Genomic DNA, 22,271 nt, shown 5'->3' with positions numbered 1-22,271 from the left:
TTTACTTCACCAATAAATGCTGGCGATCTAACACATTAGTAATGTGTCGGAACCAATGGTCGGAAATTTTTGCTCTGTCTTCTGTCCATTCAATGTATCCACGGCTTTGGAAATAGCGCAAAGTACCGGTCACTTCAGAAATAGTTAACTGAGTGCATTCAGATAATTCGTCAGGGGAGGCTATCTCTAATTGAACAATGGAACGTAAAACAGCAAGCATAGGTTTTGGCATCTTCTCAAGTTCTTCTGATTCAGGAGCATGAAACAAACGAACTAAAACTTGGTTGGTTTCTTTATTCCTATTTAGTGAAAATCGGAAAAACCTAAGAGCAACCGTTGGGTTTCCATCAGAGTAATGCCAGAGAATACGATAAAAACCTTGTTTCGCTCTTTCTTCTTCTGTGATGTCTTCTTGGTCCCATTGTTTAGGAACGACTAAGCCATCAAAGCTGATAGCGTGTTCGTCATTTTGATTAATCCGGCTGTTGAGTAAATCTTGTACTTGAGCTTCATTCCACTTAGGTAAAAATGACACCCAGTCAAACAGTAGCCTTTCACCTCTCGCTCGGTCTACAAATCGCCAACTGGACTTTTCAATGGCTATCACAGCGCGATGATTCTTTCTAGAACGACGTATTAGGTTGGTTAAACGAATAAGTGCGGATAATCCGCCTACCATTGGTTTGACGAGTCTTTGACCGTTGTCGACTGCAATAAGGTAGGTGGTTTGGCTGCTTCTTAAATGTGCCAGTACTTGTATCTCAGTGGTGTCTTCTTCTAACCCAATACTTACAGCAAAGTGAGCGAGTAGTTCATTGTAACCAGAGTGAGGGCAATTCAAATAAACAGGCTCTGCATTTTTAACTTTAAACAGCATTTGCTTTAAGAAGGTCGTGGTTCCAACGCCTCGTTCTCCGGATAAAACACACAGTGCTGGTGAATCCGTTAACAGATACTTGGAAAGCTGCTTCAGCTCTGCTTCGGCGTAGTTGATTAATTCACTATCGTGCGTCCCAGGAAGAACATAATCAAAGGCAGCGTCTCCTTTTACACGAGCTAGTTGATGATTGTCTGCAGAGTTACTTTTCTGTTTTGCGACCTCAATCTTGAATAAATACGCTAGTGCTTGGCTGAAAAAAGTGAAGTTGGACAAATTTGAGATGAGTCGGTGTTTAAGGATATGAGTCACGACCCAACAAGCGGCAATCGCGGTTGCGATGATACTCAAAATAGGCACATCTTTCTTACTGATAGTCCACTGAACCCATAAAGGTCGTTCAGGGATATTCATGACGGATTCGAATACTTTCTTCCGCCAAATCCTGAGAGCTGAAATGGTGACAAGCACAAACCAAAAGAATAGAGCGCTGTAGATCCAGTAATAAATCGTCCCTTTGCCTAAAGTTCGCATCGATATTTGTAAAACCACACCCGCGACAATAGCGCTCCATATGTAACGCCTGATGGTAGATAGGCGTAATGCTATGGTCTCTTTACTTGAAGAACGGCTATTGCGATAAGCAAACTCAAGTATGAATGAAATAGCAATAGACCCGCCTAACACCCACCAGGTGAATATTTCTAGGAATATAAGGTGTTGTAAGCTTGGTATTCCAGATAAGACCCGTAAAGACAAAGTGATCGCGATTAACCAAGCAAGGGCTTTGTGAGCACGGCTCAAATACCAAATGACTCTAATGAATATTGATGGCTTCGGGTTAGAGTCTAAAACGGTTTCTTTGAAGAGCAGGATGATTTTTTGACTATTGGCTAACCACCACGTTAACGCAAGGTAGATGAAGAAGACTTTTGTTGCAGCCCAAATTACAGGAATAGGGGAAATGAAAAGGTCATCGACAAGAGACTTAAAACTACGTAACTGGAAATATAACCAGTATTCTGCGTTTAGCGTGGTTAATGTCAATTCTTGCTTAAATTGTGTTACCCCGTAAGGACCAAACCCTGTCGATTTATTTCGGGTGGCACTATCTGCTAACTCTAAAAGTCGCTGTTTACTCTTGTTAATACTATTCAGTGTTAAATAACTGGATTGAACCTCAAACCAAGCTTTCTCTCGTTTCTCTGCTTTCAGCAATTTCTCTTCTGCATCACTGGTGACAAAAGTAGATAAGTGATCGGCAAAAATATTGATTTGATTACGCTGTTCGTTTTCTACTGCACTAAGAAGTTGAGAGACCTTTCTTTGGTCACTTTGATTCATGAATAATGGGTCAGGAATAGTGCTGACTGCGTTATGTATATTAATGGCTGACTCGTTAACTTTTGGCACTACTTCTTGTTCATACTGCCAGCCAGTTGCATGGATACCGAAAGAAGCCATAACGACGCCAAGAAATATCATGTTTCGAAGCCATAATTGGAGAATTAAAGACATACACATCACTTATAACATCCTGATTAGATTGACTTAGTGTAGTTTGTTTATTGGTATTAATCCTTACAAATCGTACATTGTATTAACAAGCTAGGTTTGAGTGCTGCTTTATGCATCAATATGAGTGATGTTTCTATAAATGTAATCTAAAGTTAACTGTGACAAGCTTCAAACTAATATAGCCTGGTTATTCGCGGAAACTATTCGGCTTTATATCGCAATCAATGCTTGAAGTTAGGGCTCCGAACAAGTAACGTTGCGACGTTTTTGACATTATTAAGGTAAAGGCATTGATCTCCACAGCAAACATCACTCAACAATTCGGCGCTAAGCCACTTTTCGAAAATATTTCAGTTAAGTTCGGTGAAGGTAACCGCTACGGTTTAATCGGCGCGAATGGCTGTGGTAAATCGACGTTCATGAAGATTCTATCTGGTGAACTTGAGCCAAGTGCTGGTAACGTTAGCTACGATCCAAACGAGCGCGTAGCTAAACTAAACCAAGACCAATTTGCTTACGAAGAATTCACAGTAATCGACACTGTTATCATGGGTCACAAAGAACTTTGGGAAATCAAAGTAGAGCGTGACCGTATTTACTCATTAGCAGAAATGAGTGAAGAAGATGGTATGAAAGTAGCTGACCTTGAAGTTCAGTTTGCTGAAATGGATGGTTACATGGCTGAAGCAAAAGCTGGCGAACTGCTTCTTGCTGTTGGTATTCCTGAAGAGCAACACTTCGGTCTAATGAGCGAAGTAGCTCCTGGTTGGAAACTTCGTGTTCTATTATCTCAAGTACTGTTTGCAGACCCGCATATCATGCTTCTTGACGAACCAACGAACAACCTGGATATGGACACGATCAAGTGGTTGGAAGATACGTTAAACCAACGTAACTGCACAATGATCATCATTTCGCATGACCGTCACTTCCTTAACTCTGTTTGTACGCATATGGCTGACCTTGATTACGGCGAACTTCGTCTATTCCCAGGTAACTACGATGAGTACATGACTGCTGCGACACAAGCTCGTGAACGTCTGCTGTCTGATAACGCTAAGAAGAAAGCACAAATTGCTGAACTTCAAACGTTCGTTTCTCGTTTCTCTGCTAACGCATCTAAAGCGAAACAAGCGACGTCTCGTGCTAAACAGATCGACAAAATTCAACTAGATGAAGTTAAAGCATCTAGCCGTCAAAACCCATTCATCCGTTTTGAACAGTCTAAAGAACTATTCCGTAACGCACTTGTAGTTGAAAACCTAGCTCAAGGTTTTGAAGAAGACCTATACAACAAGTTCGATGCGATTTTCGAAGTAGGTGAGCGTGTTGCTATCATCGGCGAAAACGGTGTAGGTAAAACAACGCTACTTAATACTCTTGCGGGTGCTCTAGAAACTCGTGAAGGTGAGTACAAGTGGTCTGAAAACTCAAATATCGGTTACTACGCTCAAGATCACGCGCACGACTTTGAAGAAGACCTGAACCTATTTGACTGGATGAGCCAATGGCGCCAAGAAGGTGAAGATGAGCAAGTGGTTCGTGGCTTCTTAGGTCGAATGCTGTTTGGTCAAGACGACATCAAGAAATCTGTAAAAGTCATTTCTGGTGGTGAGCAAGGTCGTATGCTTCTTGGTAAGATCATGATGCACAAACCAAACATCCTTCTTATGGATGAGCCAACAAACCACATGGATATGGAATCTATCGAAGCGCTTAACTTGGCTCTTGAAAACTACAAAGGCACATTGTTCTTCGTATCTCATGACCGTGTATTCGTAGATTCATTGGCAACTCGTATTCTTGAAATCAAAGACGGTAAGATCAACGACTTCCGTGGTACATACGCAGAGCTTCTTAAAACTCGCGCTTAACTTTAGTTAGTCGTAGCCTTTTACTTTCGGCATGAATGTAAGTTACGAATAAATGAAAGGCTCCTAATGGAGCCTTTTTTGTTTCTTGTCCTGTATTTTCTTATTTCTAGTTTATAGATACCAGGAATGAACAGAAGCTGTACTTGAACTGAACGAGTACTTACTTGAAAGTGATTTGCTCTGAATCAGTACTTGAACTGAGCGACGACTTTTTCTAGTTTACTGCTCACATTAAGTATTTCTCGGCTGCTATTTCCTGCAAGTTGAACAGTATCTGCAGTACTACCCGCTAAGTCGGCTATTTGGGTGATATTACGGTCAATATCCGCAGATACCATAGATTGCTCTTCAGACGCTGTTGCAATCTGTGCGTTCATATCAAAGACTTCAGAAATTTGGTCAACAATTTGTTGAATGGAGTGTACAGCCAGCTCCGTTTTCTGATTCGTGGTATTCACTTGATCTAAACTGTTCTGCATTGTCACTACGGTCTTTTCAACACCGTTAGCAAGCCCATTAATTGTATCTTCAATTTGCTGAGTTGATTGATTGGTCTTTTGCGATAACTGCCTAACTTCATCTGCAACCACAGCAAATCCACGTCCATTTTCACCTGCTCTTGCGGCTTCTATGGCTGCATTTAATGCGAGCAGGTTAGTTTGTTCTGCGATACCCGTTATGGTCGACATCACGGTACGAATTTCTTGGCTGTGCGTTGCAAGTTCATTAACTAAATGGCGTGATTCAGAAATATTGTCTGTTAATGAGTGAATACTAGTGCTGGCTTCATTAGTCACGAGCATACTTTTTTCGGCTTCTTGCTTAACACGTAATGCTGTGTCTGCTGCACTTTCAATATTCGCGGTGATTTCATTGCTGGTCATGACCAGTTCATTTACTGCGGTTGCTACAGATTCAGATTCTATTTTTTGTTGTTCCGAATTCTTTATGCTTTTATTTACTGCTTGCTCAGCGGTATTGGCGCAAGTAGATAGCGTTGTCATTACCTCGGCAACTTCGGTAATGTTTTGGTGAAGCTTGCTAATGAATAAATCGAAAGAGTTAGCAAGTTGAGCCAGTTCATCACTGCCTTTTGCATTCATCCGAACGGTCAAATCACCATTGCCTTCTGAAATGTCTTTCATCAGATCTGTTATTTGGCTAATACGACGCGTAATACTTTTCCCTATGATTAATAGCATGCCTGAAACAATGGCTGCGATGATGAAGCCAAATAGTTGAAGTTGCAGTGTCACTTTATTGCTGGCTTCTATATAAACGGTGTGAATATCTTTCTGTAGGTTGAGAATGGAGTCTTCCATTTTATGAACAGTATTACGTAGATCGCCTTGTAAACCTTTATCAGGATTAAAACCATAAGTCGTATAAGACTGGATTAAATAATTAAGAGAACTTTTATATGCTTCAAAATCTGCTTGAAGAGCGGAAGTTTCTTGAAGATCAACGTTATTACGAGTCAGGTTATCCATTATCGATATTTTGCTAATCAATTGAGTATTGGTTAACTCATTTGGTGTTTGAGTGAAAGAATACACGCTGTCGGCTAGTTGCGAAGAGGCAACAGAGAGAGGCAAACTATCAAGCTCTTCAATTCTGTTATGGAATATAGTGCGTGTTTGTGTGACTTTTTGCTTAATACCTTGGCTTAAAGGATCACCTAGTTGAACGACATGTTGGGAAAGAACATGAAATTGGTCTTGATACTTGCTTAATTTATCCAGAACTAAGTCTAACTGAGGTTTTATCTGGTTGTTGTTGTCTGTTACTAGAGTACCAAGGGTATGAATACGCTGCTTTAAATTCAAATAAGTATCATCAAACCTTTGAACGTATTTGAGATCTTTACGGGCTAGGAAATCTTTCTCATGACGCCTTAAAGTCAGTAAATCAATTTCGCTGCTTAGATTCTGATGCTCCGCTTGTTGTAAACGATCAAGCTGTAAGAAACTGTAGTGTTCGAAAGTAGCGTAGCTGAGAATACCTAATAGAAGAAATGCAGTGATCAAAGTAAGCTGCATTCGTATAGAGAGAGTATGTAAGAAACTGATAAAGCCTGGTGACCTATCCATAGGCACCTCCATGGTAAACGTGACGTTGGTTTACCGCTGAATTGTTATGTTTTTATTTCAATTTTATGACAGCGGATATTAAACTAATAGCACTTAATATCCGCAATTCAAGTTATAAACGAGGCTATTTAAAGATGATAAATAACTTAAAAACGTAGATTTATAATAATAATTTACGCTTATATTTATTGTTTAATTCACCTTTATTTTTAATTAATGTGGCAGGGTATAGACCATATTATTATCCAGCTTCTGAGCCTTTTACATCAAACGTCATTTTGCTTGCGCCGGTAAAGACTTGAAAACGTAGACCTTTAGCTCTAGCTATTGTCGTAATACCAAACTTTTGAGCTAAGTCTAATCCCATCTGAGTTACACCAGATCGAGACAGTAAAACAGGGATGCCCATCTGTGCGACTTTGATTACCATTTCTGATGTTAAGCGACCTGTTGTATAAAATATTTTATCAGCGCCATTCTCACCATTAAGCCACATTTCACCCGCTAAGGTATCGACAGCATTGTGGCGACCTACATCTTCAACAAATGATAATACTTGGTCACCTTTACATACCGCACAACCATGAACTGCACCTGCTTTTTTATAGGTGTCGTTGTAGTGAGTTAGAGCTTCAAGTGCAGTATAGATCTCAGATTGTTTAATCGGAGATTGTGGCACTTGGTAATTTTCTAATTGTTGCATCACGTTGCCATACATGGTGCCTTGCCCACAGCCAGAGGTAACGGTTTTCTTCTTGAGCGCTTTTTCTAATTGGCTTGTGTCTTCTTTGGTAATCACCGCTGCTGAGTTGGTTTCCCAGTCAATGATGATGGATTCCACAGCCTCTGGATCTGATAAGAAACTTTGATTTTTAAGGTACCCAAGTACAAGAGCTTCAGGGCGAGAACCTAATGTCATTAAAGTTACGATTTCTTTCCAGTTAAGCATTACGGTGAGGGGTCTCTCACAAGCAATTTGTTTCGTTAATCTTTCGCCGTACTCATCAAACACTTCCACTTCGATTGTCTGAAAAGGGTTTTCACTGGTTTTTATTATATTAGGTTTTGACACGTCGAGTGTTCCTTGTATTTCACGCCAACTGAATGAAAGTATCAGTTCCAATTAAGGTATTCATCATTTTGAATCAAATTAAAGCAAAACTTATTCCACTTATTATCTAGCGATATAGATAGAGGAGCTCACATCTTGATTAAAGTGTTATAGGTTTATAGGTTTATAGATCTATGGCTTTAAGCTTAAGAACAAATGGCTCAGAAATTGCTTTATCACAGTAATAATAGATTTATAGCCCCATGGCTTATTGCTCCAATCAACTTTGTCTAATCAATTCAGCTTGAATGAACATTAGCTTTATTGACTAGAAGGGCTATATGGAAGAGAAAGGAAAGCAGATGAACAGTGCGGAAAAAGAATTGAATGTGACTGAACTGAAGAGCGACTCGTGCTGGCCTTTAGCCTGTGATTTAAGGGAACATGAAGTAAAAACGGGTTTATGGACAACGATGCAATGGCACTTGGAAGGCTTTAATTTAATGCCTACTACAGAGTCTCCAAATCAGATGATTCTAGATCTTCACCGAGACGAGCGTACTGACTATCGATTTAACCTGAGTTCACAAAATCCTAAGCTATTTTTAGTAATTGATAGCCTAGATGATGACGTAGACCTCAACTTAGTCACTATAACCGCTTCACAGAGCGTTGCAGGGCAGTATATGGATGGAGACTACCTAGTACTCTCTGCTGAAATGCCATTACCAATTCAAGCATGGATGGAAGCTTACATAGGCAGGCATGGTGAACTGTTAGAAGTAAGACGTAAGAAACGCAAAGGTGCGGGGCGTTCAAGTGGTCAATAATTTCTTTTCGCGTTGGTCTCAACGTAAGTTAGACGGTGATAATCCAGATTCAGCGGTAAGCCAAGATACATCTAACTTTCAAGATGAGTCTGATAAGGTTAATGCTGAGGATAAAAATCTAGCTGCCGATGGTGTTGGTACAGATAAATTAGCTACAGAAAGCGTAGAAACGACAACGTCTGATGAGAACTTATCAGAAACGGAATACTTGAATGACACGTCTTTAGAAGAAGTGGTAGAAGAAACGTCACTAGCACAATTACTTGCTTCCGGCGCCGAAGCTGGTGCAAAAAAGGCTGCTATGCGTAAGCTATTCCTCAGTGGCGAATTCAGTGAAGTCGATAGGTTGAATGATTACGACCATGATTATTCATCCGTAAAAAGCCTAACGACTGAAGCCGCAAGCAAGCTTCGTAACTGGGTGAATGAAAAATTGGAAGAAGATGAAATAGCAGAGTCTGAACGGGCAGATGCTAATAAAGAACTAGTCTCTGATAAAGAGTCAGATTCTAATGACAAACTCGCTTCCAATGCCGAAGAGGATAATACTGAAGAGGAAAGCTTAAAAGAAGTTGACCAAGAAGCATCAAACCTTGAGAAGAGTGTGGAACCGCTTGATCAGGAAGCAAGTATAGAAGTATCTCATGCAGGAGCACCAGATGTGGATGTTCCTAAAAGTCATGTATTAGATAATCAATAATTCAATCAAGAGAAAGTTTCGATAGGAAAGTAAACATCCTGGGATGCAGTCCTGCATCTCAGAATAGTGGGACAAAATATACCACACAAAAAATAGGTACATTTTGACTTAACCATCAATAGAATGGGTGGGACAAATAGTCTCACCTTGATCCCTTCAGTCTATACAATCGAATAAGCTGACTTTCAAAATATCGAATAACTCCATAAAGCATTGTTTTAAAGCATAAAATCAAGTTGGAACACTAATTGCTATGTTCAACTTAATTCATGTGAATTCGTTCTTCGATGGAACTGAGCAATGTTAAAACAATTCTTAAAACAATATGACTCTACCAATGGCAAGGCTCGTGCTTATGCTATTGATAATACAGTAGAGCTTGCAAACCTTATCCCACCAACGGTTAGTTACGAAAGTGGCGGTAATACGCTAATTGTTGGACCTACCGCAATAATTCTAAGCGCAGCAGAACAACTTAAAGAGATGCATTCTCTTACTTTGCTATCGACTGATGGTATCTCCGCTGATTCAGCAAATGGTTCTGATTCACTACCTAATCTATATTTTACGAGTTCGATTCAGCTGGATGGCTTTCTTGGCACTTTTACAGCATTAATTGAAAATAATGGTTTGACGACCAACCTAGCAAAAGTAGCTATTAATAGTGATTGCTTTGATGTAGTACTCGATTTATCTCTAACAGGGTGCATGACGGAAGAAGTCCCTGTACCTGGTTATTACCCGGTAGGGCGAGGTTATCCAAAACTGGCTGATGCATTGGAAAAGATCCCAACATTAATGGGCACTTTTGATAAGCCGAAATACTTTAGACTTGATACCGATTTGTGTGCGCATAGCTCTCGCGGTATTAAAGGGTGTGAACGTTGTGTTGATGCCTGCCCAGCCGGAGCATTATCCAGTGAAGGGAATGATCAAATAGGTCATAAGATTGAAATTAACCCTTATCTTTGCCAAGGCGTAGGTACATGTGCGACAGCATGCCCGACAGAAGCGATTCACTATGCGCTTCCTAACCCTCAAGATACTCAAAAATTCATCGAGCGTACTCTAACAAATTACGAGCAAGCGGGCGGAATAGACCCAATTGTACTTATCTGTAGTTCACGTCATGAAGCGTATAACTTAATGGCACTTCAAGCACTGCCAGATAACGTTATTCCAATTGTTGTAGAAGAACTTCCATCTGTTGGTATAGATACTTGGTTTGCTGCTCTTACTAACGGTGCAACACAAGTTTTATTTGCAGCAAGTAAGCATATGCCTGCAACAATTCTTAGGGTGCTTAATAACGAAGTCGGTATTGCTCAAGATTTATTGGATCAATTAGGTCTAAATAAAGAATGCATTGATATTCTTTATTTAGAGACGCTAAGAGAACTGGCCCAAAACGGTCAAGCATTAGAATTACAAACGCTTCCTTTTGAACTTTGGATTGGTGATCTAGAGGGAACAAAGCGAGAAAGACTATTTACAGCTTTAGATGCGTTAGTAAGTAATCGAATTCCTGTTGAGACTCTTCAACCTCTATCTTCTTCTGCTCCATATGGCACTGTCGATTGCGAATCAAAAGATTGTACTTTGTGTATGGCTTGCGTGTCTGTTTGCCCAACACGTGCACTTCATAATGATGGTCAATCTCCTAATCTTCAATTTGTAGAACAAGATTGTGTTCAATGTGGCATGTGTGAAAAAGCTTGTCCTGAGAATGCATTAACTCTTACTCCAAGAATGAATTGGGATAAAGCAAGTCGAACTCAAGCTATCACCCTCCATGAAGAAAAAGCAGCGGAATGTCTGCGTTGTAAAAAGCCTTTCGCTCCTCAGTCAATGATCACCATGCTTCAAGATAAGTTACGCGGTCATTCTCAATTTTCAGATGAGCTATCAATTAGTCGCATTGCTATGTGCGAAGACTGCCGTGTAGTCGATATTTTTGAATCGATGGCAGAGAAGCCTGAACAGCAGTTGAAATTCTAAGTAGGTAATAAATGAAATCAGACAATCAATTATCAGCTAATCAATCTTCAGAGAATGCATCAAATAATGATGAGTCGCTGCGTGCAGATATTTACTTACTTATTGCCCAACTTTTTAGAAGTGCACCGAGTGAAGAATTTTTAATGTGGCTAACTCAACTTGAAGTCACAGAAGATCAGCATCCTATGGCGATTGCTTGGAATGCACTTCGTGAAGCCGCGCGTTCACATTCATTAAACCAAGTGGCTGAAGAATACCAAGATTTGTTTATTGGTGTAGGGCGTGGAGAAGTCGTTCAGTTTGGATCTTGGCATATCACCGGCTCTCTCATGGAAAAACCTTTGTCTGATCTTCGACAAGACCTAGATGCTCTTGGGTTTGAGAGACACAAAGACGTTAAAGAGCCTGAAGATCATATTTCAGCTTTGCTTGAAGTGATGTCAATGCTTGTTGAATTACCTAAACCTGTTCAGCAAACATTTTTCAACAAACATATTGGTAATTGGGCTGGTTCATTCGTGGAGCAACTACAACAAGCGAAAAGCGTAAGTTTTTATGCGGCAGTTGCCAACTTATTGAATGCGTATTTGACCATAGAACAAGTGAGCTTTGCTGTGAATCCTAAACACAATAAAGCTGTTCATAAAGTCGATGTAAAAAATCAGATTTTTGTAGAAGAAAAGCGCTGAATTTGTATTAGAGATGCTTAAGCATCCAACACTACCTAACCGGTAAAGGGAAGCAATGATGAAAGATCAAGATAAGGTAAACACCAGCCGTAGAGACCTTCTTAAAGGACTAAGTACTGCAGCCGTTGCGGGGGCTGTCGTTGCTGGTACAGCAAAAGTGGCTAATGCCTCAGAAGAGAATACCCCAAAAAGTAACATCGAAATTAATCAAGAAGGCTATCACGAAACTAAACATATTCGTGATTACTACGACAGTCTATAGGAGCTAACTAATGAAATTAACGAAACGCTCCGATAGCGTCACTAAACAAGAAAACCAATTAGGTATTAGCCGCCGCTCTTTCATGAAAAACAGCTCACTTGCCGCTGGTGGTGTTGCTGTTGGTGCTTCAATGTTTGCGCCATCAATGATTAAGAAAGCTGAAGCAAAATCAGTTGACCCGACCGCTAAAACTGAAATCAAACGTACGATTTGTTCACATTGTTCTGTTGGTTGCGGCATTTATGCAGAAGTTCAAAATGGTGTATGGACGGGGCAAGAACCTGCTTTTGATCATCCATTCAATGCTGGTGGTCACTGTGCAAAAGGCGCAGCACTACGTGAGCATGGCCATGGTGAACGCCGTTTAAAATACCCAATGAAGCTTGAAGGTGGTAAATGGAAGAAGCTTTCTTGGGAACAGGCAATTGAAGAAATTGGCAACAAAGCATTAGATATTCGTAAAGAATCTGGACCTGATTCAGTTTACTGGTTAGGCAGTGCTAAGCACAGTAATGAGCAGGCCTATACTTTCCGAAAAATGGCGTCTATTTGGGGAACGAATAATGTCGATCACCAAGCGCGTATTTGTCACTCCACAACGGTTTCAGGTGTAGCAAACACTTGGGGTTACGGGGCAATGACCAATTCATTTAATGACATGCATAATTGTAAATCTATGCTTTTCATTGGTTCAAACCCAGCAGAAGCTCACCCAGTTGCCATGCAGCACATCTTAATCGCGAAAGAAAAGAACGATTGTAAGATTGTGGTAGCTGACCCTCGTCGTACTCGCACTGCAGCAAAAGCTGATCATTATGTGTCACTTCGCCCAGGTACGGATGTTGCGTTTATTTGGGGTGTGTTATGGCACGTATTTGAAAATAAATGGGAAGACAAAGAGTTTATCCGCCAACGTGTTTACGGTATGGATGAAATTCGAGCTGAAGTTGCGAAATGGACACCAGAAGAAGTTGAGCGCGTAACCAGCGTAAGCAAAGAAGAAGTTTACCAAACGGCTAAGCTACTTTCAGAGAATCGACCTGGCTGTATTGTTTGGTGTATGGGCGGTACTCAACATACAACAGGTAACAACAATACACGCGCTTACTGTGTACTTGAGCTTGCGCTTGGAAACATGGGTAAATCTGGTGGTGGTGCGAATATCTTCCGTGGTCACGATAACGTTCAAGGCGCAACTGACCTTGGTGTGCTTTCACATACTCTACCAGGCTACTACGGTTTATCTGATGGCGCGTGGAAGCATTGGTCAAAAGTGTGGGGTGTTGATTACGCTTGGCTAACCGATCGCTTCGATCAGAAAAAATACCATGGCAAGAAACCAATGAATAATATGGGTATTCCCGTATCTCGTTGGATTGATGGTGTTCTTGAAAATAAAGATAACATTGAGCAAAACGATAATATTCGCGCAATGTTCTATTGGGGCCATGCGGTTAACTCGCAAACCCGTGGCGTCGAAATGAAAAAAGCGATGCAGAAGTTGGATATGATGGTGATTGTCGATCCATACCCGACGGTTGCAGCGGTAATGAATGATCGTACTGATGGTGTATATCTACTTCCTGCTACGACTCAGTTCGAAACCACAGGTTCAGTCACGGCTTCAAACCGCTCACTTCAGTGGCGTGATCAAGTCATTGATCCATTATTTGAATCTAAACCTGACCATGAAATCATGTACCTGCTATCTAAAAAGTTAGGTATTGCAGAGCAGTTATTTAAAAACGTTCGTGTTGAAAACAATCAGCCTGTTATCGAAGATATCACTCGTGAATTTAATAAAGGCATGTGGACAATTGGCTACACAGGCCAAAGCCCTGAACGTATTAAAGAACATCAACAAAACTGGCACACCTTCCATAAGACGACTCTTGAAGCAGAAGGTGGGGCAGCTCATGGTGAAACCTATGGTCTCCCTTGGCCATGTTGGGGGACACCTGAAATGAAACACCCAGGCACCCATATTTTATACGATACATCTAAAGCGGTTGCAGATGGTGGTGGTAACTTCCGTGCTCGATTTGGTGTGGAATTTGAAGGGGATAATCTACTTGCTGAAGATAGTTATTCAAAAGATTGTGAGCTCGAAGATGGTTACCCTGAATTCAGTGACAAACTATTGAAGCACCTAGGTTGGTGGGATGACTTAACTGAAAAAGAAAAAGCTGCAGCGGAAGGTAAAAATTGGAAGACAGATACTTCCGGTGGTATCCAGCGCGTAGCCATTAAACACGGTTGTATGCCTTTCGGTAACGCAAAAGCGCGTGCCATTGTGTGGACATTCCCTGACAGAGTCCCACTTCACCGTGAGCCACTTTACACGCCTCGTCGTGATTTAGTCGCTGATTATCCAACATGGGATGACAGTGAATCTATCTACCGTTTACCGACTTTGTACAAGTCTATTCAAGACCAAGATAAATCAGGTGAATACCCAATCATTCTTACTTCTGGTCGTTTAGTTGAATACGAAGGCGGTGGTGAAGAAACACGTTCTAACCCTTGGCTGGCAGAGCTCCAACAAGAAATGTTTGTGGAAGTTAACCCGAAAGATGCCAATGACATCGGCTTTAAAGATGGTGAAATGGTTTGGGTTGAAGGCGCTGAAAAAGGGCGTATTCATGTGAAAGCCATGGTTACTCGCAGAGTGAAACCAGGTCTTGCATTCATACCTTTCCATTTTGGTGGCAAATTCCAAGGTGAAGAGTTAAGAGACAAGTACCCAGAAGGGACAGACCCATACGTAATTGGTGAATCAGCCAATATCGCAACGACCTATGGCTATGATCCTGTGACGCAAATGCAGGAAACCAAAGTTACTCTCTGTAAAATTACTAAAGCGTAAGGAGTCACAAGATGGCTAAGATGAAATTCCTGTGTGACACCAAACGTTGTATTGAATGTAATGGTTGTGTCACAGCATGTAAGAACGAAAATGATGACGCATTAGAGTGGGGCATTCAACGCCGACGCGTTGTGACATTGAATGACGGTGAACCGGGTGAAAACTCGATTTCTGTCGCGTGTATGCACTGTACTGACGCACCTTGTATGGCGGTTTGCCCAACAGATTGCTTTAAGCAAACAGACGACGGCATTGTATTACACAATAAAGACTTATGTATTGGTTGTGGTTATTGCTTGTTTGCATGTCCATTTGGAGCTCCGCAATTCCCTCAAGAGTCAGCATTTGGCGAGCGAGGAAAAATGGATAAATGTACATTCTGTGCAGGTGGTCCTGAAACTGAGGCAGGCTCAGAAGAAGAACGCAAAAAATACGGTGCGAACCGTATAGCAGAAGGCAAACTGCCAATGTGTGCTTCACTATGTTCAACGAAAGCGCTTATTGCCGGTGATGCTGAGAAAGTATCAGAGATTTTCCGTCAGCGTGTTGTTGAACGTGGTGCGAAAGGCGCAGGTTGGACAAACGGTGAAGATCTTTCATTTGATGCAACAAAAAGCTAGGAGCAGATAAGAGTGAAACGTATATACGTATTATTAGTTAGCGTTTTTGCTCTTCTGTTTTCAACAGTTGCTTTTTCGGAAGCAACTGCCACGACAGAAAAAGCGAATGCAGAACAAGAAGTTGTTCAATTAGCGGGCGCAGATTACTGGCGACAAGTTAAAGATGGACAAGAAGGCTATACAACAGCTCAGCATCGTGAAGCTGGTGTGTTGATCAACACTTCTGGTCAGTTGTGGCGTGAAATTCGAAATAAGTGGATTACCCCAATCGGTGCATTAATGATTGGTGCGTCGTTTGCGTCGCTTTTTGCTTTCTACTTATGGGCAGGGCAAATTAAAGTCGATAAGCCAAAGACGGGGAAAAAGGTACTGCGTTGGACTCCCTTTGAAAGAGCACTACATTGGTATACCGCAATTCTATTTATTATCCTTGGTTTCTCGGGTTTGACGCTCCTGTATGGCAAACATGTAATGAAACCTGTGCTATCTGATGGCATTTGGGCGAACTTAGTTATGGCTGCTAAGATTTCCCATAACTATTTAGGTCCTTTGTTTGTGGTTGGCATTACGGTAATGCTTGTTAAGTGGTTAAAAAACAATTTCTTTACCAAAGTGGACTTAGAGTGGTTTAAAGCCGGTGGTGGTATTTTACCAAATGGGAAACACCCATCTGCTGACTTTTGTAACGGTGGCGAAAAGGTTTGGTTTTGGCTGTTAGCTACGGCTGGAGTTGCGGTGTGTATTTCTGGTCTTGTGATGAATTTCCCAATGTTTGGTCAACTTCGAGAGCATATGCAAATTGCTAATGTTATCCATGCCGTTGCTTCACTGGGTTTAATCGCGGCTTCTTTTGGTCATATTTATATTGGTACGGTGGGGACTGAAGGCGCATTAGAAGGTATGAAAACCGGCTATGTAGACGAGTCATGGGCTAAGCAACACCACAACCTTTGGTATGATCGAGTAAAAGATAAAGCTGAATAGTATTACCTTTTAGTTAGGATTTGTTCATTTTCAAACGCCCCAATTAGGGGCGTTTTTGTATTAGAAATATAAGTATTAAACGTGTAATACAGCCAGTTTATATGCTGATAATTCCTTTCAGACTACTTATCCTTCAAAAAAACACATATTAATATAGTTCGAATAACTCTAAGTGGATCAAATTGAGGCAATAGCACTAATCTGGTGCAATTTAAAATCTAAAAAGGAAATGAGAAGAAGAATAGAGAACTCGCCAATCAGATTTTAAGTAATTAAAACAATAATTTAAAACCATAAAAATTCTATGAGAGCTGTTTTTTAAAGATGGAACACTCTTTGCTTTATTGACGATTAAATTAATAAATCACCAAATTAGTTCAATTAACTCTCTGTAGCACGGAAAAGTGCAGAGATGAATTTAAAGCAATGGAGAATGCAAGACATGAGTGAAACGGTTACCCAGGTTCATAGCGCTGTACAGAGCCTAACCCAAAGTTCAGATACCTTATTTCTACTACTTGGTGCCATTATGGTGTTCTTGATGCACGCTGGCTTCGCTTTTTTGGAAGTGGGAACAGTACGAAAAAAGAACCAAGTGAATGCTTTAGTAAAAATACTGGCTGATTTTGGCGTTTCTGCCATTGCGTATTTTTTTATTGGCTATTGGGTTGCTTATGGCGCTAACTTTTTTGCTGATGCAGAAACGCTCTCACAAGCAAATGGCTATGAAATGGTTAAATTCTTTTTCTTACTGACTTTTGCAGCAGCTATTCCTGCCATAGTATCGGGTGGTATTGCTGAGCGTGCACGCTTTTACCCAATATTGATTGCAACGTTCTTTACTGTTGGTTTTGTGTACCCACTTTTTGAAGGCATTATTTGGAATGGTAACTTTGGTCTGCAAGCTTGGTTTGAGGCTCAATTTGGTTATGGTTTTCATGATTTCGCAGGCTCTGTTGTTGTGCATGGTGTTGGCGGTTGGATAGCTTTAGTTGCTGTGTACTTCTTAGGTATGCGTAAGGGGCGTATTCGTGCAGGAAAACACACCAACTTTGCACCATCAAATATCCCATTCCTTGCTCTTGGCGCATGGATCTTATGTGTCGGTTGGTTTGGCTTCAATGTGATGTCAGCACAAGCGATTAACGGCATTAGTGGCTTGGTTGCTATGAACTCTTTAATGGCAATGGTCGGCGGCATTCTGGCAGCACTTGTGGCGGGTAAAAATGACCCAGGCTTTATTCATAATGGTCCATTAGCTGGCTTAGTTGCAGTATGTGCTGGTTCGGACTTAATGCACCCACTTGGAGCGTTAGTAACAGGTGGTATTGCAGGTGCTCTATTCGTGTATTTATTTACATACATGCAGAATAAAACCAAGATAGACGACGTATTGGGTGTGTGGCCTTTACATGGTGTTTGTGGTGCTTGGGGCGGTATTGCAGCTGGCATCTTTGGACAACAAGCGTTGTGGGGGCTAGGTGGGGTGAGTTTTACGGTTCAACTCTTAGGTACATTCGCTGGTATTCTTGTTGCTTTAATCGGTTCATTTATTGTTTACGGGCTACTGAACAAATTCACAGGGCTGCGCTTAAGTGAAGAAGATGAATTTAACGGTGCTGATTTATCAATTCATAAGATTTCCTCTATCAGTGAAGACTAATCTCTAGTCTCAATACCTAAATCCTTAATAAAAACGGCTTCGGTCGTTTTTTTGGTTTTAGAACTAAATCTCTCAGTTTTCTTTTAGGTTTAGTGATTAAGTCTGTTATTAGTGAAAGCTTTAATAAATGGAGTATTTCTTCCAAATCGTACTTTGTTCTACATCACAAATATCTAACGATTCCTTTAAGTTAAGACCATAGTCTAATCCCTAAAACTATTGTTGGAATTTGAAGAGTGCTAAGCTGAGTTTAGATAGTTTATTGGTAAGGATACGATATGAATTTCCCATATAAGAACATTGTGATTCTCACTGGCGCTGGCATTTCGGCCGAGTCAGGCATTCAGACATTTCGAGCTCAAGATGGATTATGGGAAAACCATAAAATTGAAGATGTGGCAACGCCTGAAGGTTTCGTCAAAGATCCTGATCTCGTACAAGAATTTTATAATAAAAGAAGAGCAGGGCTTCAAGGGAAAGAAATAAACCCTAATTCCGCTCATCTAGCATTAGGTGAACTGGAAGATCAGCTTGAAGGTAAAGTGACCATTATTACTCAGAATATCGATAACCTTCATGAACGAGGCGGAAGTTCGAATATTATCCATATGCATGGTGAACTACTTAAGGCGAGATGTAGTGAATCGAATCAAGTAATTGAGTATAAAGATAAGATTACGACGGGTGATTTATGCCATTGTTGTCAAATTCCGGCTCAAATGCGACCTCATATTGTTTGGTTTGGTGAAATGCCTTTACGTATGGGCGACATTTATTCTGCCTTAGAAGAAGCTGACCTCTTTGTTTCTATAGGGACATCTGGAGTGGTGTACCCAGCAGCGGGCTTTGTACACGATGCAAAAATGCATGGAGCTCATACGATCGAAGTGAACTTAGAGCCAAGTGCTGTGGAAAGTGAATTTGAAGAAAAACGTTATGGTAAAGCGAGTATTGAGATTCCCAAACTAGTTAAAGAATTACTTACTCGGGATGGTGCTCTAAGCGCTTAATTCTTTGTAATTAAATATGCATTTATCAATTATCTTAATAGGCTTTAATTAGATATTAGATATTAGATATTAGATATTAGATATTAGAGTAAAAGAGAGAAGGAGACGTAGCGTCTCCTTTTTAATGCTCCGAACTTGTGTTATCGCTTTCTTTCTGTTCTTTTTTCATTTCATACATAGCTTGGTCAGACCGAATTAAAGCCTGTTTGAAATTACAACGGGTAGCTTGTTCAACCCCGTATGAAAAAGAGATCCTCTCACCTTGTAGTTGTGCTTTCACTTGAGAGATGAATTCTTCACTTCGTCCTATTTCAGTGGTTACAACAAATTCGTCACCACCCACTCTGAAAATCATTTCTTTTTCAATAATGGCTTGAGATAGAGCTTGAGAAAAGCGGACTATCATTAAATCGCCAACATTATGACCTTTGTGGTCATTCACCAGTTTCAGACCATCAAGGTCTAAAAAAATTAGTTCAAATTCTTCTAGTTGTATAGCATCAAATTTTTTACGGTTATACAGCCCTGTTAATTCATCTTTTTTGCTTGCTTCATTGAGGTGAGAGGAAACTTGTGTGACTCCAATAGCGATTAATAGAAAGGCTGTTTGAAGTAATCCATCTTCAAGAAATGTGTCCAAAAACTCGTTTTTATCAGCCCATACATCTAAGAAGTGCAATTCAGTTACTACATCGTAAGTAAGATTAAATATGAGTAATAAAGCGCCATATTGCAGGACTCTATTCTTATAAATGACTCGGCGGGCAACAAAGTAAATATACGTTACAATTACTAGCGTATTCGTTTCGAAGAAAAGGTCATAATTAGAATCAATTTCTAAAACTGAACTGACGGCAAGCATCACTAAAGATGCAATTAGCATAAAGACAACGACTATCAGTATGGGGTTTGCTGGCATTTATATAGAACTCCATTTCGTTTACTTTTGATTCTATATAAAGTTTAGATAAAAATAAAGCGGCTTGCGCCGCTTTGTTATAAATCTAATTGAGTATTAGTTATTCACTTTTAACTTTTGGAAGTACTCGTCATAAATGGCACTTGCTTCACCAACTTCATCTTGCCAAACGCCGTTGTCCATCACCTTTTGTGGTGGGAATACGTTTTTATCATTAGCAAATTCTTTTGGTAGCAATGGGTAGGCTGTTTTTACTGGTGTTGGGTAGCCAATCTCTAAAGCAATTTTAGCTGCATTTTCTGGTCTTAGCAGGAAATCAATCATCTTATGTGCGGCATCAGTATTCTTAGCTCCTGCTGGGATAGCTAAGCTGTCCATCCAAAAGATAGTGCCTTGTTCTGGCCAGATGATGTCTATGGTTGCACCTTCTTGGCGAGCCATATACGCAGAACCATTCCAAAGCATACCTAATGATACTTCTCCAGCTAAGTAAGGGTTAGCTGGAAAATCTGAGTTAAAGACTAAAACGTTTGGCATAAGCTTACGTAACTCTTCATAAGCTTCTTTGATTTCTTCTGGGTTAGTGGTGTTAGGTGAGTAACCCAACTTAGACAATGCAATGTGGAAGACTTCGCGAGAGTCGTCCATCATCATTAATTGACCTTCCCATTGAGTGTCCCATAGATCGCCCCAGCTTTTTACAGATGACTTATCAAGCATATCTGAGTTGATCCCAATACCCGTTGCACCCCAAATGTATGGAATTGAGTAGTTATTACTAGGGTCAAAAGGCTTGTCTAAATAGTTTGGATCTAAATCTGCAAAATGGCTTAACTTGCTTTTATCTAACTCTTGAAGCATGCCTTCTTTACGCATTTTTGATACAAAATAAGTTGAAGGTACGACTAAGTCATATCCTGTACCTTGTGTTTTCAACTTAGCGTACATGCTTTCGTTAGACTCATACGTTGAGTAGAAAACTTTGATACCCGTTTCTTTTGTGAAATCTTCAAGGACTTCATTTGGAATGTATTCAGACCAATTATAAAAATATAGCTCTTCGTCAGCCGCGAAAGAAGGAGTAGAAAGTAAAGTAGCAGCACACAATGCGCCGGTATACAGTGTTTTTTTCATTACTGTTCCGTTCATTTGTTTTATCTAGGACTGGGTAGCGAACCCAAAGGAAAGATTTATAAAAATCGAAGAACTTAATTATACCAGCCTGAAAACAAAATAGGCAGCCTAAGCTGCCTATTGATCAAAAAAGTTATGAGTGTCTATTGTCCAGCTTTTAGCTTCATGAAGTACTCTTCATACTGAACAGTTTTATCGCCTACTGCAGATTGCCATTCAACTCGATCCAAGTCCTCTTGAGATGGGAATAGAGCAGGGCTATCTTTAAATTTCTCATTGGATGCTTTCACCGCAGTTAAATACCCAGTGTCACGAGAGATTTGTTCTGCAATTTCTGGACGAAGTAGAAAATCGATCATTTTATGAGCCGCCTCAATGTTCATGGCTCCAGAGCTAATCGCAAAGTTGTCCACCCAACCAATACCGCCTTCCTTCGGGAATACTAATTTAATTGGCAAACCTTCATTTTGTGCAGCAGCAGCAGAACCATTCCAAAGCATGCCTAATCCAACTTCACCAGACATATAAGGCGCGCCTGGGTTATCTGAGTTAAATACTAGAACATTTGGCATGAGTTTTCGCAATTCAGCATAAGCTTCATCAATTTGCTTTTCGTCTGTGGTATTACCCGAATAGCCCAGTTTTCGAAGAGCAATATGGAACACTTCACGAGTGTCATCCATCATCATTAATTGCCCTTCAAGTTCAGGTTTCCATAAGTCAGCCCAACTTTGGAATTCCTCAGGGTCGTACATATCAGTATTTACGGCTAAGCCGGTGATAGCTACAACATGAGGAATGGAGTACTCATTCTTTGGGTCGTAAGCTTTATCTAAATAATTAGTATCTAGATTATTAAAGTTAGTCAGCTTAGATTTGTCGATCTTTTGCAACATACCTTCGTCACGCATTTTAGAAACAAAATACGTTGATGGCACAACAAGATCATAGCCCTTGTTATGGGTTTTTAGTTTCGCGTATAAAGTTTCATTTGACTCATACGTAGAGTAAATAACCTTAATACCCGTTTCATTTGTGAACTGTTCAAGGATCTCACTGTTGATGTAAGGCCCCCAATTCATAAATACTAATTCTTTATTTTCATCCGCAGACACTGTTCCAGATAACATTGAAAGCGCACATGCACTACCAGCTAGTAAAGTAGCCCATTTTTTCATTGACGTTA

17 protein-coding genes are annotated in these 22,271 nt (G+C 40.4%); 11 read left to right on the top strand and 6 right to left on the bottom strand.

Annotated elements, in window-relative coordinates; translation table 11 throughout:
• Position 1 precedes the first annotated feature (1 nt).
• A complete protein-coding gene (locus tag OCU78_RS07320) occupies positions 2–2,395 on the bottom strand; it encodes an ATP-binding protein (RefSeq protein WP_137373201.1) in 2,394 nt (797 codons plus the stop codon).
• A gap of 290 nt (positions 2,396–2,685) precedes the next feature.
• On the opposite strand from OCU78_RS07320, the gene OCU78_RS07315 reads away from it, so the two are divergent.
• Positions 2,686–4,269, top strand: a complete 1,584-nt coding sequence (locus OCU78_RS07315; RefSeq protein ID WP_137373202.1) for an ABC-F family ATPase — start codon at positions 2,686–2,688, stop codon at positions 4,267–4,269.
• 185 nt (positions 4,270–4,454) lie between these two features.
• On the opposite strand, the gene OCU78_RS07310 is transcribed toward OCU78_RS07315, so the two are convergent.
• The gene (locus OCU78_RS07310) at positions 4,455–6,359 is read right to left on the bottom strand and encodes a methyl-accepting chemotaxis protein (protein WP_137373203.1); all 1,905 of its coding nucleotides are present in this window, start codon (positions 6,357–6,359) and stop codon (positions 4,455–4,457) included.
• Between the two features lie 241 nt (positions 6,360–6,600).
• Positions 6,601–7,431 carry a formate dehydrogenase accessory sulfurtransferase FdhD gene (fdhD, locus tag OCU78_RS07305; RefSeq protein ID WP_137373204.1) on the bottom strand — a complete coding sequence of 277 codons (831 nt, stop codon included), beginning with the start codon at positions 7,429–7,431 and terminating at the stop codon, positions 6,601–6,603.
• A 320-nt stretch (positions 7,432–7,751) separates the two neighbouring features.
• Here fdhD and OCU78_RS07300 point away from each other — a divergent pair, with 320 nt between their 5' ends.
• From OCU78_RS07300 to cobB, 10 genes are all read left to right on the top strand, one after another.
• Complete coding sequence (locus OCU78_RS07300) at positions 7,752–8,240, top strand: DUF3305 domain-containing protein (protein WP_240701731.1); 489 nt, start codon at positions 7,752–7,754, stop codon at positions 8,238–8,240.
• Positions 8,230–8,940 (top strand): DUF3306 domain-containing protein, encoded by a 711-nt coding sequence (locus tag OCU78_RS07295; protein WP_167494025.1) that lies wholly within the window; start codon positions 8,230–8,232, stop codon positions 8,938–8,940. The genes OCU78_RS07300 and OCU78_RS07295 overlap by 11 nt, the downstream gene beginning before the upstream one ends.
• A 300-nt stretch (positions 8,941–9,240) precedes the next feature.
• Positions 9,241–10,938 carry a 4Fe-4S binding protein gene (locus OCU78_RS07290; RefSeq protein ID WP_137373206.1) on the top strand — a complete coding sequence of 566 codons (1,698 nt, stop codon included), beginning with the start codon at positions 9,241–9,243 and terminating at the stop codon, positions 10,936–10,938.
• A gap of 11 nt (positions 10,939–10,949) precedes the next feature.
• Positions 10,950–11,627 (top strand): TorD/DmsD family molecular chaperone, encoded by a 678-nt coding sequence (locus tag OCU78_RS07285; protein ID WP_137373207.1) that lies wholly within the window; start codon positions 10,950–10,952, stop codon positions 11,625–11,627.
• Positions 11,628–11,685: 58 nt separating this feature from the next.
• Positions 11,686–11,889, top strand: a complete 204-nt coding sequence (locus OCU78_RS07280) for a twin-arginine translocation signal domain-containing protein (RefSeq protein WP_137373307.1) — start codon at positions 11,686–11,688, stop codon at positions 11,887–11,889.
• 10 nt (positions 11,890–11,899) lie between these two features.
• The gene (locus tag OCU78_RS07275; protein WP_137373208.1) at positions 11,900–14,755 is read left to right on the top strand and encodes a formate dehydrogenase subunit alpha; all 2,856 of its coding nucleotides are present in this window, start codon (positions 11,900–11,902) and stop codon (positions 14,753–14,755) included.
• Positions 14,756–14,766: 11 nt separating this feature from the next.
• Positions 14,767–15,375, top strand: coding sequence for a formate dehydrogenase FDH3 subunit beta (gene fdh3B, locus OCU78_RS07270; RefSeq protein WP_137373209.1), 609 nt, complete (start codon positions 14,767–14,769; stop codon positions 15,373–15,375).
• A 12-nt stretch (positions 15,376–15,387) separates the two neighbouring features.
• Positions 15,388–16,359: a formate dehydrogenase subunit gamma gene (locus OCU78_RS07265; RefSeq protein ID WP_137373210.1), complete on the top strand. Its 972-nt coding sequence runs from the start codon at positions 15,388–15,390 to the stop codon at positions 16,357–16,359.
• Positions 16,360–16,801: 442 nt separating this feature from the next.
• The gene (locus OCU78_RS07260) at positions 16,802–18,022 is read left to right on the top strand and encodes an ammonium transporter (protein ID WP_137373308.1); all 1,221 of its coding nucleotides are present in this window, start codon (positions 16,802–16,804) and stop codon (positions 18,020–18,022) included.
• Between the two features lie 278 nt (positions 18,023–18,300).
• Positions 18,301–19,032, top strand: coding sequence for a Sir2 family NAD+-dependent deacetylase (gene cobB / locus OCU78_RS07255; RefSeq protein WP_137373211.1), 732 nt, complete (start codon positions 18,301–18,303; stop codon positions 19,030–19,032).
• 121 nt (positions 19,033–19,153) lie between these two features.
• Here cobB and OCU78_RS07250 read toward each other — a convergent pair whose 3' ends face one another.
• The 3 genes from OCU78_RS07250 to OCU78_RS07240 form a co-directional block, all read right to left on the bottom strand.
• A complete protein-coding gene (locus OCU78_RS07250) occupies positions 19,154–19,951 on the bottom strand; it encodes a GGDEF domain-containing protein (RefSeq protein WP_137373212.1) in 798 nt (265 codons plus the stop codon).
• A gap of 96 nt (positions 19,952–20,047) precedes the next feature.
• Positions 20,048–21,085 carry an extracellular solute-binding protein gene (locus OCU78_RS07245; RefSeq protein WP_137373213.1) on the bottom strand — a complete coding sequence of 346 codons (1,038 nt, stop codon included), beginning with the start codon at positions 21,083–21,085 and terminating at the stop codon, positions 20,048–20,050.
• A 143-nt stretch (positions 21,086–21,228) separates the two neighbouring features.
• Positions 21,229–22,263, bottom strand: coding sequence for an extracellular solute-binding protein (locus tag OCU78_RS07240; protein WP_137373214.1), 1,035 nt, complete (start codon positions 22,261–22,263; stop codon positions 21,229–21,231).
• Between the last annotated feature and the right edge of the window lie 8 nt (positions 22,264–22,271).

Origin of the sequence: Vibrio gallaecicus (genome assembly GCF_024347495.1) — a bacterium.
Classification (GTDB): domain Bacteria; phylum Pseudomonadota; class Gammaproteobacteria; order Enterobacterales; family Vibrionaceae; genus Vibrio; species Vibrio gallaecicus.
Note: the sequence above shows the minus strand (reverse complement) of the source record. Positions and strands in the feature narration are given on the sequence as shown.

Excerpts from the sequence above, each read along its gene's own strand:
- OCU78_RS07320 (WP_137373201.1), bottom strand. The coding sequence starts at position 2,395 with ATGTCTTTAATTCTCCAATTATGGCTTCGAAACATGATATTTCTTGGC.
- OCU78_RS07310 (WP_137373203.1), bottom strand. The coding sequence starts at position 6,359 with ATGGATAGGTCACCAGGCTTTATCAGTTTCTTACATACTCTCTCTATA.
- OCU78_RS07300 (WP_240701731.1), top strand. The coding sequence starts at position 7,752 with ATGGAAGAGAAAGGAAAGCAGATGAACAGTGCGGAAAAAGAATTGAAT.
- OCU78_RS07290 (WP_137373206.1), top strand. The coding sequence starts at position 9,241 with ATGTTAAAACAATTCTTAAAACAATATGACTCTACCAATGGCAAGGCT.
- OCU78_RS07285 (WP_137373207.1), top strand. The coding sequence starts at position 10,950 with ATGAAATCAGACAATCAATTATCAGCTAATCAATCTTCAGAGAATGCA.
- OCU78_RS07280 (WP_137373307.1), top strand. The coding sequence starts at position 11,686 with ATGAAAGATCAAGATAAGGTAAACACCAGCCGTAGAGACCTTCTTAAA.
- OCU78_RS07275 (WP_137373208.1), top strand. The coding sequence starts at position 11,900 with ATGAAATTAACGAAACGCTCCGATAGCGTCACTAAACAAGAAAACCAA.
- fdh3B (WP_137373209.1), top strand. The coding sequence starts at position 14,767 with ATGGCTAAGATGAAATTCCTGTGTGACACCAAACGTTGTATTGAATGT.
- OCU78_RS07260 (WP_137373308.1), top strand. The coding sequence starts at position 16,802 with ATGAGTGAAACGGTTACCCAGGTTCATAGCGCTGTACAGAGCCTAACC.
- cobB (WP_137373211.1), top strand. The coding sequence starts at position 18,301 with ATGAATTTCCCATATAAGAACATTGTGATTCTCACTGGCGCTGGCATT.
- OCU78_RS07250 (WP_137373212.1), bottom strand. The coding sequence starts at position 19,951 with ATGCCAGCAAACCCCATACTGATAGTCGTTGTCTTTATGCTAATTGCA.
- OCU78_RS07245 (WP_137373213.1), bottom strand. The coding sequence starts at position 21,085 with ATGAAAAAAACACTGTATACCGGCGCATTGTGTGCTGCTACTTTACTT.
- OCU78_RS07240 (WP_137373214.1), bottom strand. The coding sequence starts at position 22,263 with ATGAAAAAATGGGCTACTTTACTAGCTGGTAGTGCATGTGCGCTTTCA.